A 14,678-nucleotide genomic window follows, 5' to 3' on the forward strand; every position below is an offset into this window, starting at 1 on the left:
GTTGCATCTCCATTAAGTCGTACGTATGGGCGTCAGCGTGCGGCGGCGTCGATCGATTCCCGGGCGGCGGCGACGATCGCCTCGGGCGTGAACCCGAACTCGCGGAAGAGGACCTTCGCGTCCGCCGAGGCGCCGAAGTGCTCCAGGGAGACGATCCGGCCGGCGTCACCGACGTACTTGTGCCAGGTGAGGCCGATGCCCGCCTCGACGGCGACCCGGGCCTTGACCGACGGCGGCAGGACCGAGTCCTTGTACGCCTGGTCCTGCTCCTCGAACCACTCGACGGACGGCATCGAGACCACGCGGGTCGGGACGCCGGCGGCCTGGAGCTGCTCGCGGGCCTCGACGGCCAGGTGCACCTCGGAGCCCGTGCCGATCAGCACGACCTGGGCATCGCCGCCTTCGGCGTCGAAGAGCACGTAGCCGCCCTTGACGGTGTCCTCGTTCGGCGTGTACGTCGGCACGCCCTGGCGGGTGAGCGCGAGGCCGTGCGGGGCGCCCTTGCCGAAGACCTTGGTGTGGCGCTGCATGATCTCGCGCCAGGCGATCGCCGTCTCGTTGGCGTCGGCCGGGCGGACCACGTTCAGACCCGGGATCGCGCGCAGCGAGGCCAGGTGCTCCACCGGCTGGTGCGTCGGGCCGTCCTCGCCCAGACCGATCGAGTCGTGGGTCCAGACGTACGTCACCGGGAGGTGCATCAGGGCGGACAGGCGGACGGCGTTGCGCATGTAGTCGGAGAACACCAGGAAGGTGCCGCCGTAGATGCGCGTGTTGCCGTGCAGCGCGATGCCGTTCATCTCCGCGGCCATGGAGTGCTCGCGGATGCCGAAGTGGATCGTGCGGCCGTACTTGTCGGCCTCCGGCAGCGGGTTGCCCTCGGGCAGGAACGACGAGTCCTTGTCGATCGTCGTGTTGTTGGAGCCGGCGAGGTCGGCCGAGCCGCCCCACAGCTCCGGGATGACCGCGCCGAGCGCCTTGAGGACCTGGCCCGAGGCGGCACGGGTGGCGACACCCTTGCCCGGCTCGAAGACCGGGAGCTTCTCGGCCCAGCCGGCCGGCAGCTCGTTCGCCTGGATGCGGTCGAACTCGGCGGCGCGCTCCGGGTTGGCCGTACGCCACTCGGCGAGCGACTTCTCCCACGCGGCACGGGCCTCGCGGCCGCGGTCACCGAGCGAACGGGTGTGCGCGATGACCTCGTCGGTGACCTCGAAGGTCTGCTCCGGGTCGAAGCCGAGGACGCGCTTGGTGGCCGCGATCTCCTCGTCGCCGAGCGCCGAGCCGTGCGCGGCCTCGGTGTTCTGCGCGTTCGGGGCGGGCCAGGCGATGATCGAGCGCATCGCGATGAACGACGGCCGCTCGGTCTCGGCCTCGGCGGCCTTGATCGCCGTGTACAGCGCGGCCGGGTCCAGGTCGCCGTTGGCCTGCGGCTCGACGCGCTGGACGTGCCAGCCGTACGCCTCGTACCGCTTCATCGTGTCCTCGGACACGGCCGTCTCGGTGTCGCCCTCGATCGAGATGTGGTTGTCGTCCCACAGCAGGATCAGGTTGCCGAGCTTCTGGTGGCCGGCCAGCGAGGACGCCTCCGCGGAGATGCCCTCCTGGAGGCAGCCGTCACCGGCGATCACGTAGATCCGGTGGTCGAACGGGGAGGTGCCGGTCGTGGCCTCCGGGTCGAACAGACCGCGCTCGTAGCGGGCGGCCATCGCCATGCCCACGGCGTTCGCGACACCCTGGCCCAGCGGGCCCGTGGTGGTCTCGACGCCGGCGGTGTGGCCGTACTCCGGGTGACCGGGGGTCTTCGAGCCCCAGGTGCGGAAGGTCTTCAGGTCGTCCAGCTCAAGACCGAAGCCACCCAGGTAGAGCTGGGTGTACAGGGTCAGGGACGAGTGGCCCGCGGAGAGGACGAACCGGTCGCGCCCGACCCACTCGGGGTCGGCCGGGTCGTGCCGCATCACCTTCTGGAAGAGGGTGTACGCGGCGGGCGCCAGGCTCATCGCCGTACCGGGATGGCCGTTGCCGACCTTCTGTACGGCGTCCGCGGCCAGGATGCGGGCGGTGTCGACGGCCCGCTGGTCCAACTCGGTCCACTCGAGGTCTGTGGTGGTCGGCTTAGTGCTCACCCTGGGTCAGGGCTCCTCTCCACATGTCTTGGGCCGGTGACTGAGGGTGTACCGGCGTTGTCGAGCCTACCCCCGCCGGAACGCCCCTCTTTTCGTGTGCATGCCCCTCAAATGAGCAGACACAGCAAGACTGCCGCCGGGTGTGGGACTTCGCCTCCCGAACGGCGTCCACCCCTTGGGACGTACCCCTCCAACACGACCCCACCCCCGCGAAGATCGGCGTCTGGGCAACGTCTACAGTGGCGTGGTACGCGCAAGCTTCACCCCGCCTTCATCCGGGGAGCTTGCTGGGAATTTCTCTGTCAGGGGTGTGCGTGACGGCCGTCGAGTCCCGACCCGCAGGGGTCGTCTTGACTCCCAGCCCGGGGGGCCATCGGCCGTTCGGGGCCCGCGTCAAGGCATTCGTGGCGCTGACCAAGCCGCGGATCATCGAGCTTCTGCTCATCACCACCGTCCCGGTGATGTTCCTCGCCGAGCAGGGCGTGCCCGACCTGTGGCTGGTGCTCGCCACCTGCTTCGGCGGCTATCTGTCGGCGGGCGGCGCGAACGCGCTGAACATGTACATCGACCGCGACATCGACGCACTGATGGACCGGACCTCCCAACGACCGCTGGTCACCGGCGTGCTCACGCCCCGCGAGGGACTGGTCTTCGGACTCACCCTCGCGGTGGTCTCCACGCTCTGGTTCGGCCTGCTCGTCAACTGGCTGTCCGCCGCCCTCTCGCTGGGCGCCCTCCTCTTCTACGTCGTGATCTACACGATGATCCTGAAGCGGCGCACCGCCCAGAACATCGTCTGGGGCGGCATCGCGGGCTGCCTGCCGGTCCTCATCGGCTGGTCGGCCGTCACGAACTCGATGTCGTGGGCCGCGGTCATCCTCTTCCTCGTCATCTTCTTCTGGACGCCGCCGCACTACTGGCCGCTGTCGATGAAGGTGAAGGACGACTACGCACGCGCGGGCGTGCCCATGCTTCCGGTGCTCGCCTCCAACAAGGTCGTCGCCAAGCAGATCGTGCTCTACAGCTGGGTCATGGTCGCCGTCTCGCTGCTGCTCACCCCGCTGGGCTACACGGGCTGGTTCTACACCGCCGTGGCGCTGCTCACCGGCGGCTGGTGGCTCTGGGAGGCGCACGCCCTGCTCAACCGCGCCAAGAACGGCGCCACCGGCGCCAAGCTCAAGGAGATGCGCCTCTTCCACTGGTCCATCACCTACGTGTCGCTGCTCTTCGTGGCGGTCGCGGTGGACCCGTTCCTGCGCTAGCGCGCTCCGCTCGTTTGAGATCTCCGGTCGACGGCCGGGTCACGTGGGATAGGCCACGTGGCCCGGCCGTCGCCACTCGATCTACCCCTCGGTAGCATCCCTGTCATGGCAGAAACGAAGCAGGCAGAGCGCAAGGCGGCCAAGCTCGCCAAGGAGATCCAGGCCTTCTCCAAGGAGCACGGCGGCTCCGAGGGACACCTCGCGCACATCGGCCAGGCCGGCACCCGGATCGTCCTCGTCGGCACCGACGGCGGCTGGGGCGACCTGGTGGCACCGACCTACGAGGTCGCGCGACAGGCCGCCGAGAAGGCCGGCCTGACCCTCCACGAGGAGTTCGACGGCGAGTTCGCCGCGAAGGTCGCCACCGGCCCGTACGAGTGGACCCGGATGGCCGGTATCCAGATCGGCGGACCCTCCAACAGCTGAGGCAACAACCTCGCGCGGGGCTCACCCGTTAGGACGTGTGGAGACACGTCCACACAGGGAGCCCCCCGAGATGATCGACACGCCGAGCCTGGTCGACCAGTACTGCCACGGGGTGCTCCGCACCGAACTCGGCCTCGGCACCTTCGAGGCCCGGCTCGGCGCCCAGCACGGCGGTACCGCCGTGCTGCCCGCCGCCGGCACCACCTTCTTCGACACCCAGACCGGGTTCGCCGTACGCCGCTGGTGCCCGCCGCTGCTCGGCCTCGAACCGCACTGCCCGCCCGCCCGCTACCTCGCCCGGCGCCGCGAACTCGGCGCCGCCGAAGCGGGCCGCCGGCTCCTGCGCGCCTCCGGGATCACCACCTACCTGGTCGACACCGGGCGCCCCGGCGACCTCACGGGGCCGGCCGAGATCGCCGCCGCCGGCGCCGCCGAGGCCCACGAGATCGTCCGCCTCGAACCCCTCGCCGAACAGGTCGCCGACACCTCGGGGACCGTCGAGGCCTTCCTCGCCAACCTCTCCGAGGCCGTCCACGGCGCCGCCGCCCACGCCGTGGCCTTCGCCTCCGGGACGGGCGTGCGCCGAGGGCTCGCGCACACGCCCGAAGCGCCGGGCCCCGGCGAGGTGCGCGGCGCCGCCGGCCGCTGGCTGGCCGGGCGCGCCGCCGGCGACCGCCTCACCGACCCCGTGCTGCTGCGCCACCTGCTCTGGATCGCCGTCGCCGCCGGGCGCCCCCTCCAGCTGCACACCGGGGAGCGGGACCCGTCCGTCGTCGACGGCTTCGCCGCCGCCACCGCGGGGCTCGGCGCCGACCTCGTGCTGCTCCACGCGTACCCGTACCACCGCGAGGCGGCGTGGATGACCGGCGTCCACGCGCACGTGTACGCGGACCTCGGCCCCGTCCTCGCCCACACCGGGGCCAGGGCGGCCGCCGTGCTCGCCGAGGTCCTGGAACGGGCGCCGTTCGGCAAGCTGCTCTTCTCCAGCGGCGCCCACGCGCTGCCCGAACTCCACGTGGTCGCCGCGAGCGCCTTCCGGTCCGCGCTCTCCCGGGTGCTCGGCGAATGGGTCGCCGACGGCGCCTGGTCCCGGACGGACGCCCGGCGCGTCGCCGGCATGATCGCCGCCGACAACGCCCGCCGCGTCTACCGGCTGGGCCCCGCTGTCAGCCCCCGTTGGTAGCGTGCGCGGCAGATGGAAACGATCATGGGGGAGGCGGCAGCCGTGGGAGAGACGACCGTGCACGAGGTCGACGGGGCGAGGATCGAGCGGGCGCTCGACGGCATCAGGAGGCGGACCTTCGGCCGCTGGCACGACCTCCGGTACGGCAGCGGCATGTCGCTGACCGGCCTCGCGGAGGCCCGCGACGAACTCCTCGACCACGTCGGGGCGAGCACCCTGGAGGACCCCGAGCTCGCCGCGGACCCGTCCCGCGCGGCGCTGCTCACCGCAGCCGAGTGCGCCCTCGGCATCCTGGGCATCGGCTGCTTCCCCGAAGGCGACTGGGACGTCCCGCTGCCCCTCGCCGGGGAGACCCTGAGCAGCGACGACCAGCTCTTCGACGAGAGCTGGGACCGGGGACACCGGGTGCCCACCGCGCGGACCTGGGTGGACGCGTTCGCGCTCTGCCTGATCAGCGGGCTGGCCTGGGAGCGCCGCCGGGTGATCGGGCCGCTGCTCCACGAGGACTACGCGCCCGCGATCCGCTCCGGCGTTCCGTACTCGCGCTTCGACTCGGTCTCGGAGCCGGCGGACCTCGCCGAGATGGACGCCCTGTGCGCCTACCTCACGGTGGAGCACGGCCCGGTGCCCGGTGCCGTGCCCGGCGAGGTGCCGCTGCGCCGGCCCGGTGCGGAGGAGCTGGCGGCCGCGGCGGCGCGACTCGACGCGGCCGGGGCGCTGAGCCCGGACCAGCGGCTGCTGCGCGTCCTGCTCGACGACGACCGCGCGGCCTTCGACCGGGCCCTCGCGGAGCGGCTCGACGCGCACCGGGCGGGCGTCGGCGCCGATCCCGAGCCGAGGAGCCTGCTGCCGGTGGGGACCGTCGCCCTGGCCGCCCTCGCCCACCTGGCGCACGGCTGGGAGCCGGCCGTCCGCTCGGGCTACCTGCCGGGGGCGCTGCTCCGCGCGCCGGTGTCCGCATAGCCGAACCGCCCGGACCCCGAAGCCGAACCGCCCGGACGCCCGCCGGTGGGGCGGGGGTCCGGGCGGTCCGGGGGGTTCTCAGGCGCTCGCGAGTGCGGAGTCGGCCTGCGCCGGGATCTCCGGGGTGGGGACCGGGCGCTCGCGCAGGCTCAGGGCGAGCCGGACCACCGCGATCCACATCAGCGAGGAGCCGAGCATGTGGACGGCGACGAGCAGCTCGGGGACGCCGGTGAAGTACTGGACGTATCCGATGGCGCCCTGGGCGAGCAGCACGACCAGCAGGTCGCGGGCGCGGGCCCGGGTGTCGTCCGGGGCGTCCACCACGCGCAGGACCAGCCACATGGCGAGCGCCAGCGCGCAGACGACCCAGGCGGCGATCGCGTGGACGTGGGCGGCGTTCGTCCAGTCCCACGGCATGCGCGGGACGTCGCTGCTGTCGCCGGCGTGCTTGCCGGCGCCGGTCACCGTCGTGCCGAGCACGATCAGCAGACCCGCGGTGATCGTGATCGCCCAGGACAGCTTGCGGACCGGGCGCGGCACGCGCGGCCGCGGGGCGGTGTCGCCCTCGCCGGCCCGGTGCCAGGTGATGACCGCCACGGTGAGCAGCGAGTTCGCGGCCAGGAAGTGGCCGGCCACCGTCCACGGGTTGAGGCCCATCCACACCGTGATGCCGCCGATCACGGCGTTGCTCATCACGATCCAGAACTGCGCCCAGGCCCAGCGGGTCAGGTTCCGGCGCCACGGCTTGGTGGACCGGGCGGCGACGATCGCCCAGCCGACGGCCGCCGACAGGACGTACGTCAGCATCCGGTTGCCGAACTCGATGGCGCCGCGGTAGCCCTGCTCGGGCGTCACGATGAGGCTGTCGTCGGTGCACTTCGGCCAGGTGTCGCAGCCGAGACCGGAACCGGTCAGCCGGACCGCGCCACCCGTGACGATGATGAGGACGCTCATCACGACGGCGGAGAGCGCGGCGCGCCGGAGCGTCCGGGGGGACGGCGTCCAGCGCCGGGCGATGGAGGCGAGGGGGGTCAGCACGGGCTCCATCGTAGGCCGGGGCTTGTGCACGCTTTCACGAGGGGGTGCCTTGTCGGGAAACGTCACCCTCTGAGCCGCTTCGGCTACTCCCAGCGGAAGAACTTCGCCGCCGCGCCGAGGCCGAGGACCGCCCAGACGGCCAGGACCAGCGCGTCGCCCCAGGGCATCGCCGCGCCGTTCTGGAGGACGTCCCGCAGGCCGTCCGAGAGGGCGGAGATCGGGAGCAGCTCCAGGACCGAGCGGGCCGGCTCGGGGAACCTGTCCAGCGGCACGATGACCCCGCCGCCCACCAGGAGCAGCAGGAAGACCAGGTTGGCGGCGGCCAGCGTGGCCTCCGCCTTGAGGGTGCCCGCCATCAGCAGGCCGAGGCCCGAGAAGGCGGCCGTGCCGAGGACCAGGAGCAGCAGGACGGAGGCGGGGTTGCCCTCCGGGGACCAGCCGAGGGCCAGGGCGATCGCTGTCAGGAGCGCTACCTGGAGGACCTCGGTGACCAGGACGGCGAGCGTCTTGGACGTCATGAGGGCCCAGCGGGGGAGCGGGGACGCTCCGAGGCGCTTGAGGACCCCGTACCGGCGCTCGAAACCGGTCGCGATGGCCTGGCCCGTGAAGGCGGTCGACAGGACGGCGAGGGCGAGGACGCCGGGGGCGAGGAAGTCGACGGCCTTGTCGGCGCCCGTGTCGATGATGTCGACCGTGGAGAAGAGGACGAGCAGCAGCGAGGGGATGATCACCGTGAGGAGGAGCTGCTCGCCGTTGCGCAGCAGCATCCGGGTCTCCAGGGCCGTCTGCGCCGCGATCATGCGGCCGACGGGCGCCGCGCCCGGCCTGGGGGAGTAGGTGCCCGTGCTCATGACCGCAGTTCCTTGCCCGTGAGTTCCAGGAAGACGTCTTCGAGGGTGTGGCGCTCGACGGAGATGCCGTCGGGCATGACGCCGTGCTGGGCGCACCAGCTGGTGACCGTGGCGAGCAGCTGCGGGTCGACGGAGCCGGTGATCCGGTACGTGCCGGGGAGCGGCTCCGCCGCGGCGGAGCCGTCGGGCAGCGCCTTGAGCAGGGAGCCGAGGTCGAGGCCGGGGCGGCCGGTGAAGCGCAGGGTGTTCTCGGCGCCGCCGCGGCACAGCTCCTCGGGGCTGCCCTGGGCGGCGACCCGGCCGGCGTCGATGATGGCGACGTCGTCGGCGAGGTCCTCCGCCTCCTGCATGAAGTGGGTGGTGAGGACCACGCTCACTCCGTCGGCCCTGAGCTCGCGCACGAGGTCCCAGGTGGCGCGTCGGGCCTGCGGGTCGAGGCCGGCGGTGGGTTCGTCGAGGAAGACGAGTTCGGGGCGGCCGACGACGGCCATGGCGAGCGCGAGGCGCTGCTGCTGGCCGCCGGAGAGGCGCCGGTAGGCGGTGCGGCCGCAGGATCCGAGGCCGAGCCGCTCGATCAGGGCGTCGACGTCGAGGGGGTGGGCGTGCAGTTTCGCCATGTGGCGGAGCATTTCGTCGGCGCGGGCGCCGGAGTAGACGCCGCCGGACTGGAGCATCACGCCGATCCGGGGGCGCAGCGCGGCCGCGTCGGCGATCGGGTCGAGCCCGAGGACGCGGACGGTGCCGGCGTCGGGACGTCGGTATCCCTCGCAGGTCTCGATGGTGGTGGTCTTGCCGGCCCCGTTGGGGCCGAGGACGGCGGTGACGGTGCCCGCCCGCACGTCGAGGTCGAGGCCGTCGACGGCGGTCTTGCTTCCGTACCGCTTGACCAGGCCACGTACCTGGACGACGGACTCATTTCCCATGGGCGGAAGTCTAGAGAGGGGGTGGGGGTCCTCCTGGCGCGGGGCCGTCCATTCGTCCTACGAATGATCGTTTTCGCAGGTCAGGTAAGCCTTACCTGAGTGATGCACGGCACCGTCGTCGATTCGGGCGCGGCTTGTCAGTCCCTGATTAATTACGCAACAATGGCGTTGTGAAAAACGTTGGCGCGGCTCCGGTGGAGGAACTCGCGACCCGAGAGCGTTCGACGCGCAACCGGGTCGCGCGGTCGATCCTGGACCATGGTCCCTCGACCGTCGCCGACCTGGCCGAACGGCTCCGCCTCACCCAGGCCGCCGTCCGCCGCCACCTCGACTCGCTGGTCGCCGAGAGCGTCGTCGAAGCCCGGGAGAAGCGCGTCTACGGGACCCGCGCCCGCGGCCGCCCGGCGAAGGTCTTCGCGCTCACCGACGGCGGCCGCGACGCCTTCGACCAGTCGTACGACTCCCTCGCCGTCGAGGCGCTCCGCTGGATCGAGCGCAACGCCGGAGGGGAGGCGGCCGTCGCCGCCTTCGCCCGCGACCGGATCGAGGCCCAGGCGGGCGCCTACCGCGAGGCCGTCGAGTCGGCCGAGCCCGCGCAGCGGACCGAGGCGCTGGCCAAGGCCTTGACGGCGGACGGGTACGCTGCCACTGCGCGGAACGCGCCGGTCGGCGAGCAGCTCTGCCAGCACCACTGCCCGGTCGCCCACGTCGCCGAGCAGTACCCCCAGCTGTGTGAGGCGGAGACGGAATTCTTCTCCCGCCTCCTGGGAACGCACGTCCAGCGTCTGGCCACCATCGCGCATGGTGACGGCGTCTGCACCACGTTCATCCCGCACAGCACCCCACAGACCAGTTCATCAGCATCTGTCAGCACGGCCGGGAGGAACCCCGCATGACCACCGAGATCAGCCACCCCGAGCTTGAGGGCCTGGGTCGGTACGAGTACGGCTGGGCCGACTCCGACGCGGCCGGTGCCACCGCCAAGCGTGGACTCAACGAGGACGTCGTCCGCGACATCTCCTCGAAGAAGAACGAGCCCGAGTGGATGCTGAAGCTCCGTCTCAAGGGTCTGCGGCTCTTCGACAAGAAGCCCATGCCGACCTGGGGCTCCGACCTCTCCGGCATCGACTTCGACAACATCAAGTACTTCGTCCGGTCCACCGAGAAGCAGGCCGAGTCCTGGGAGGACCTGCCGGAGGACATCAAGAACACGTACGACAAGCTCGGCATCCCCGAGGCGGAGAAGCAGCGCCTCGTCGCCGGTGTCGCGGCCCAGTACGAGTCCGAGGTCGTCTACCACCAGATCCGCGAGGACCTGGAGGAGCAGGGCGTCATCTTCGTCGACACCGACACCGCGCTGAAGGAGCACGAGGAACTCTTCCGCGAGTACTTCGGCACCGTCATCCCGGTCGGCGACAACAAGTTCGCCTCCCTGAACACCTCCGTGTGGTCCGGCGGCTCGTTCATCTACGTGCCGAAGGGCGTGCACGTCGAGATCCCGCTCCAGGCCTACTTCCGCATCAACACGGAGAACATGGGCCAGTTCGAGCGGACGCTGATCATCGTCGACGAGGACGCCTACGTCCACTACGTCGAGGGCTGCACCGCCCCGATCTACTCCTCGGACTCGCTGCACAGCGCCGTGGTCGAGATCATCGTCAAGAAGGGCGGCCGCTGCCGCTACACGACCATCCAGAACTGGTCGAACAACGTCTACAACCTGGTGACCAAGCGCGCCGTCGCCTACGAGGGCGCCACCATGGAGTGGGTCGACGGCAACATCGGCTCCAAGGTCACCATGAAGTACCCGGCCGTCTACCTGATGGGCGAGCACGCCAAGGGCGAGACCCTCTCCATCGCCTTCGCGGGCGAGGGCCAGCACCAGGACGCCGGCGCCAAGATGGTCCACATGGCCCCGAACACCTCCTCCAACATCGTCTCCAAGTCGGTGGCGCGAGGCGGCGGCCGCACCTCCTACCGCGGTCTCATCGAGATCGGCGAGGGTGCCCCCGGCGCCAAGTCGAACGTGCTCTGCGACGCGCTGCTCGTCGACACCATCTCCCGCTCCGACACGTACCCCTACGTGGACGTGCGCGAGGACGACGTCTCCATGGGCCACGAGGCCACCGTCTCCAAGGTCTCCGAGGACCAGCTCTTCTACCTCATGAGCCGCGGCCTCACCGAGTTCGAGGCGATGGCGATGATCGTTCGAGGCTTCGTCGAGCCCATCGCCAAGGAGCTGCCGATGGAATACGCCCTGGAGCTCAACCGGCTGATCGAGCTGCAGATGGAAGGCGCGGTCGGCTAGCAGCCCCGCCCCACCCACGCAGCGACTGATTTTCTTTTACGCAGGAAGAGAGCAACACGACAGCCATGGCTGAGGCTCAGAACATCCCCGCGGGCTCGACCACCGCGGGCTCGATCGCGGTGGCCGCAGAGTCCACCGTCGCCACGCGCATGAGCGCGCCCCCGTCCTTCGACGTCGCGGACTTCCCCGTCCCGCACGGCCGTGAAGAGGAGTGGCGCTTCACGCCGCTGGCGCGCCTGCGCGGCCTCCACGACGGCACCGCGGTCGCCTCCGGCGAGGGCGTCAAGGTCGAGATCGAGGCCCCCGAGGGCGTCACCGTGGAGACCGTCGGCCGCGACGACGAGCGGCTCGGCAAGGCCGGCACGCCCGTCGACCGCGTCGCCGCCCAGGCGTACACGTCCTTCGAGAAGGCCTCGGTCGTCACCGTCGCCAAGGAGGCCGTCCTCACCGAGCCGATCCGCATCGCGGTGCACGGCGTCGGCGGGGTCGCCTTCGGCCACCAGGTGATCGAGCTCGGCGCCTTCGCCGAGGCCGTCGTGGTCATCGACCACACCGGTGACGCCGTCCTCGCCGCCAACGTCGACTACGTCCTCGGCGACGGCGCGAAGCTCACGGTCGTCTCCGTCCAGGACTGGGACGAGAACGCCGTCCACGTCGCCCAGCACAACGCGCTGGTCGGCCGCGACGCCTCCTTCAAGTCGGTCGTCGTCACCTTCGGCGGCGACGTCGTCCGCATCCACCCGCGCGTCTCCTACGCGGCTCCGGGCGGCGAGGCCGAGCTCTTCGGTCTGTACTTCACCGACGCGGGGCAGCACCAGGAGCACCGCCTCCTGGTCGACCACAACACCCCGCACTGCAAGTCCAACGTGGCCTACAAGGGCGCGCTGCAGGGCCAGGACGCGCACGCCGTCTGGATCGGCGACGTGCTCATCCAGGCCGCCGCCGAGGGCACCGACACGTACGAGCTCAACCGGAACCTGGTCCTCACGGACGGTGCCCGGGTCGACTCCGTGCCGAACCTGGAGATCGAGACCGGCGAGATCGCCGGCGCCGGTCACGCCTCGGCCACCGGCCGCTTCGACGACGAGCAGCTCTTCTACCTGATGGCCCGCGGCATCCCGGAGGGCGAGGCCCGCCGCCTCGTCGTCCGCGGCTTCTTCGCCGAGCTGGTCCAGCAGATCGGTCTGCCCGACGTCCAGGAGCGCCTGATCGCCAAGATCGAGGCCGAGCTGGAGGCCTCCGTCTGATGGCCTTCGTCCGAGTCTGCGCGCTGAGCGAGCTGGAGGCCGACACCCCGAAGCGGGTCGAGGTCGACGGCACGCCGATCTCCCTCGTGCACACCGAGGGCGAGGTGTTCGCGATCAACGACATCTGCTCGCACGCGAACGTCTCCCTCTCGGAGGGCGAGGTGGAGGACTGCGCCATCGAATGCTGGCTGCACGGGTCCAGCTTCGACCTGCGCACCGGCAAGCCCTCCGGCCTTCCCGCGACGCGCCCCGTCCCCGTATACCCCGTACAGATCGAAGGGGACGATGTGCTCGTCTCCGTCACCCAGGAGTCCTGAGTCACCCATGGCTACGCTTGAAATCCACGACCTGCACGTCTCCGTCGATGCGGAGAACGGCCCCCGCGAGATCCTCAAGGGCGTCGACCTGACCATCAAGCAGGGCGAGACCCACGCCGTCATGGGCCCCAACGGCTCCGGCAAGTCGACCCTGGCGTACTCCCTGGCCGGCCACCCGAAGTACACGGTCACCGGCGGCACCGTCACCCTCGACGGTGAGGACGTCCTGGAGATGTCGGTCGACGAGCGCGCCCGCGCCGGCGTCTTCCTCGCCATGCAGTACCCGGTCGAGGTCCCCGGCGTCTCGGTCTCCAACTTCCTGCGCACCTCCGCCACCGCCGTCCGCGGCGAGGCCCCCAAGCTGCGCACCTGGGTGAAGGAGGTCAAGTCCGCGATGGAGCAGCTCCAGATGGACCCGGCCTTCGCCGAGCGCAACGTCAACGAGGGCTTCTCCGGCGGTGAGAAGAAGCGCCACGAGATCCTGCAGCTGGAGCTCCTCAAGCCGAAGATCGCGATCCTCGACGAGACCGACTCCGGCCTGGACGTCGACGCGCTCCGCATCGTCTCCGAGGGCGTCAACCGCGTCCGCGAGACCGGCGAGGTCGGCACCCTGCTGATCACCCACTACACGCGCATCCTGCGCTACATCAAGCCCGACTTCGTGCACGTCTTCGCGAACGGTCGCATCGCCGAGTCCGGTGGCGCCGAGCTCGCCGACCAGCTCGAGAACGAGGGCTACGACAAGTACGTGAAGGGTGGCGCGTCCGCGTGACTTCTGCCCATCTGGGGCTCTCCGGCCTCCTCGACACCGAGGCGATCCGCAAGGACTTCCCGCTCCTGGATCGCGTGGTCCACGACGGCAAGAAGATCGTGTACCTCGACTCCGCGGCGACCTCGCAGAAGCCGCGGCAGGTCCTCGACGCGCTCAACACGTACTACGAGCGCCACAACGCCAACGTCCACCGCGGCGTCTACACGGTCGCCGAGGAGGCGACGGCGCTGTACGAAGGCGCCCGTGACAAGGTCGCGGCCTTCATCAACGCGCCGAGCCGCGACGAGGTGATCTTCACCAAGAACGCCTCGGAGTCGCTCAACCTCGTGGCCAACATGCTGGGCTGGGCCGACGAGCCCTACCGCGTGGACCACGAGACCGAGATCGCCATCACGGAGATGGAGCACCACTCCAACATCGTGCCGTGGCAGCTGCTCTCGCAGCGCACGGGCGCGAAGCTGAAGTGGTTCGGCCTCACCGACGACGGCCGTCTCGACCTCTCGAACATCGAAGAGGTCATCACCGAGAAGACCAAGATCGTCTCGTTCACGCTGGTCTCGAACCTGCTGGGCACGATCAACCCGGTGGAGACGATCATCCGCCGCGCCCAGGAGGTCGGTGCGCTCGTCTGCATCGACGCCTCCCAGGCGGCCCCGCACATGGTCCTGGACGTGCAGGCGCTCCAGGCCGACTTCGTGGCCTTCACCGGCCACAAGATGTGCGGTCCGACCGGCATCGGCGTGCTGTGGGGACGGCAGGAGCTCCTGGAGGACCTCCCGCCCTTCCTCGGCGGCGGCGAGATGATCGAGACCGTCTCGATGCACTCCTCGACGTACGCGCCGGCCCCGCACAAGTTCGAGGCGGGTACGCCCCCGATCGCCCAGGCCGTCGGCCTCGGCGCGGCCGTGGACTACCTGTCGGCGATCGGCATGGAGAACATCGCGCGCCACGAGCACGCGATCACCGAGTACGCCGTCCGGCGCCTCCAGGAGGTGCCCGACCTGCGGATCATCGGCCCCACCACGGCCGAGGACCGCGGCGCGGCGATCTCCTTCACGCTGGGCGACATCCACCCGCACGACGTGGGCCAGGTCCTCGACGAGCAGGGCATCGCGGTCCGGGTCGGCCACCACTGCGCGCGGCCGGTCTGCCTGCGGTACGGAATTCCTGCGACCACGCGGGCGTCGTTCTATCTGTACTCCACCCCGGCCGAGGTCGACGCCCTGGTCGAGGGTCTGGAGCACGTACGGAACTTCTTCGGCTAGGGG

The 14,678-nt window shown here is 70.7% G+C and carries 14 protein-coding genes; 10 read left to right on the top strand and 4 right to left on the bottom strand.

Annotated elements, in window-relative coordinates:
• Nucleotides 1-32: 32 nt before the first annotated feature.
• The gene (tkt, locus tag ACFCY7_RS02240) at nucleotides 33-2,120 is read right to left on the bottom strand and encodes a transketolase (RefSeq protein ID WP_376480552.1); all 2,088 of its coding nucleotides are present in this window, start codon (nucleotides 2,118-2,120) and stop codon (nucleotides 33-35) included.
• 314 nt (nucleotides 2,121-2,434) lie between these two features.
• On the opposite strand from tkt, the gene ACFCY7_RS02245 reads away from it, so the two are divergent.
• The 4 genes from ACFCY7_RS02245 (at nucleotide 2,435) to ACFCY7_RS02260 (ending at nucleotide 5,954) form a co-directional block, all read left to right on the top strand.
• Nucleotides 2,435-3,382 (top strand): heme o synthase, encoded by a 948-nt coding sequence (locus ACFCY7_RS02245; protein ID WP_033208848.1) that lies wholly within the window; start codon nucleotides 2,435-2,437, stop codon nucleotides 3,380-3,382.
• A 105-nt stretch (nucleotides 3,383-3,487) separates the two neighbouring features.
• Nucleotides 3,488-3,808 (top strand): hypothetical protein, encoded by a 321-nt coding sequence (locus tag ACFCY7_RS02250; protein ID WP_376480553.1) that lies wholly within the window; start codon nucleotides 3,488-3,490, stop codon nucleotides 3,806-3,808.
• Nucleotides 3,809-3,878: 70 nt separating this feature from the next.
• Nucleotides 3,879-4,991 (top strand): amidohydrolase family protein, encoded by a 1,113-nt coding sequence (locus ACFCY7_RS02255; protein WP_376480554.1) that lies wholly within the window; start codon nucleotides 3,879-3,881, stop codon nucleotides 4,989-4,991.
• Nucleotides 4,992-5,003: 12 nt separating this feature from the next.
• Nucleotides 5,004-5,954, top strand: a complete 951-nt coding sequence (locus ACFCY7_RS02260; protein WP_376480555.1) for an immunity 49 family protein — start codon at nucleotides 5,004-5,006, stop codon at nucleotides 5,952-5,954.
• A 78-nt stretch (nucleotides 5,955-6,032) separates the two neighbouring features.
• On the opposite strand, the gene ACFCY7_RS02265 is transcribed toward ACFCY7_RS02260, so the two are convergent.
• The 3 genes from ACFCY7_RS02265 to ACFCY7_RS02275 form a co-directional block, all read right to left on the bottom strand.
• On the bottom strand, nucleotides 6,033-7,001 hold the full coding sequence (locus ACFCY7_RS02265; RefSeq protein WP_376480556.1) for a heme A synthase: 969 nt from the start codon (nucleotides 6,999-7,001) through the stop codon (nucleotides 6,033-6,035).
• Between the two features lie 74 nt (nucleotides 7,002-7,075).
• A complete protein-coding gene (locus tag ACFCY7_RS02270) occupies nucleotides 7,076-7,843 on the bottom strand; it encodes an ABC transporter permease (RefSeq protein ID WP_376480557.1) in 768 nt (255 codons plus the stop codon).
• Entirely contained in the window at nucleotides 7,840-8,766 is a 927-nt protein-coding gene (locus tag ACFCY7_RS02275; RefSeq protein WP_376480558.1) for an ABC transporter ATP-binding protein, read from the bottom strand. Before ACFCY7_RS02275 ends, ACFCY7_RS02270 begins: the two co-directional genes overlap by 4 nt.
• Nucleotides 8,767-8,936: 170 nt before the next feature.
• On the opposite strand from ACFCY7_RS02275, the gene ACFCY7_RS02280 reads away from it, so the two are divergent.
• From ACFCY7_RS02280 to ACFCY7_RS02305, 6 genes are all read left to right on the top strand, one after another.
• Complete coding sequence (locus ACFCY7_RS02280) at nucleotides 8,937-9,662, top strand: helix-turn-helix transcriptional regulator (RefSeq protein WP_376480559.1); 726 nt, start codon at nucleotides 8,937-8,939, stop codon at nucleotides 9,660-9,662.
• Nucleotides 9,659-11,074: a Fe-S cluster assembly protein SufB gene (gene sufB / locus ACFCY7_RS02285; RefSeq protein WP_376480560.1), complete on the top strand. Its 1,416-nt coding sequence runs from the start codon at nucleotides 9,659-9,661 to the stop codon at nucleotides 11,072-11,074. Before ACFCY7_RS02280 ends, sufB begins: the two co-directional genes overlap by 4 nt.
• A 65-nt stretch (nucleotides 11,075-11,139) precedes the next feature.
• The gene (sufD, locus tag ACFCY7_RS02290) at nucleotides 11,140-12,321 is read left to right on the top strand and encodes a Fe-S cluster assembly protein SufD (RefSeq protein WP_376480561.1); all 1,182 of its coding nucleotides are present in this window, start codon (nucleotides 11,140-11,142) and stop codon (nucleotides 12,319-12,321) included.
• Nucleotides 12,321-12,638 (top strand): bifunctional 3-phenylpropionate/cinnamic acid dioxygenase ferredoxin subunit, encoded by a 318-nt coding sequence (locus ACFCY7_RS02295; RefSeq protein WP_017238624.1) that lies wholly within the window; start codon nucleotides 12,321-12,323, stop codon nucleotides 12,636-12,638. The genes sufD and ACFCY7_RS02295 overlap by 1 nt, the downstream gene beginning before the upstream one ends.
• 7 nt (nucleotides 12,639-12,645) lie before the next feature.
• Nucleotides 12,646-13,410 (top strand): Fe-S cluster assembly ATPase SufC, encoded by a 765-nt coding sequence (sufC, locus tag ACFCY7_RS02300; RefSeq protein WP_365218980.1) that lies wholly within the window; start codon nucleotides 12,646-12,648, stop codon nucleotides 13,408-13,410.
• A complete protein-coding gene (locus ACFCY7_RS02305; RefSeq protein WP_017238622.1) occupies nucleotides 13,407-14,675 on the top strand; it encodes a cysteine desulfurase in 1,269 nt (422 codons plus the stop codon). Before sufC ends, ACFCY7_RS02305 begins: the two co-directional genes overlap by 4 nt.
• Nucleotides 14,676-14,678 lie beyond the last annotated feature (3 nt).

Source organism: Streptomyces sp. NPDC056361 (assembly GCF_042262805.1).
GTDB lineage: Bacteria > Actinomycetota > Actinomycetes > Streptomycetales > Streptomycetaceae > Streptomyces.

Coding starts and splice junctions, on each gene's coding strand:
- sufD (WP_376480561.1), top strand. CDS start 11,140: ATGGCTGAGGCTCAGAACATCCCCGCGGGCTCGACCACCGCGGGCTCG.
- ACFCY7_RS02270 (WP_376480557.1), bottom strand. CDS start 7,843: ATGAGCACGGGCACCTACTCCCCCAGGCCGGGCGCGGCGCCCGTCGGC.
- ACFCY7_RS02265 (WP_376480556.1), bottom strand. CDS start 7,001: ATGGAGCCCGTGCTGACCCCCCTCGCCTCCATCGCCCGGCGCTGGACG.
- ACFCY7_RS02260 (WP_376480555.1), top strand. CDS start 5,004: ATGGAAACGATCATGGGGGAGGCGGCAGCCGTGGGAGAGACGACCGTG.
- sufB (WP_376480560.1), top strand. CDS start 9,659: ATGACCACCGAGATCAGCCACCCCGAGCTTGAGGGCCTGGGTCGGTAC.
- ACFCY7_RS02255 (WP_376480554.1), top strand. CDS start 3,879: ATGATCGACACGCCGAGCCTGGTCGACCAGTACTGCCACGGGGTGCTC.
- ACFCY7_RS02275 (WP_376480558.1), bottom strand. CDS start 8,766: ATGGGAAATGAGTCCGTCGTCCAGGTACGTGGCCTGGTCAAGCGGTAC.
- ACFCY7_RS02250 (WP_376480553.1), top strand. CDS start 3,488: ATGGCAGAAACGAAGCAGGCAGAGCGCAAGGCGGCCAAGCTCGCCAAG.
- ACFCY7_RS02295 (WP_017238624.1), top strand. CDS start 12,321: ATGGCCTTCGTCCGAGTCTGCGCGCTGAGCGAGCTGGAGGCCGACACC.
- sufC (WP_365218980.1), top strand. CDS start 12,646: ATGGCTACGCTTGAAATCCACGACCTGCACGTCTCCGTCGATGCGGAG.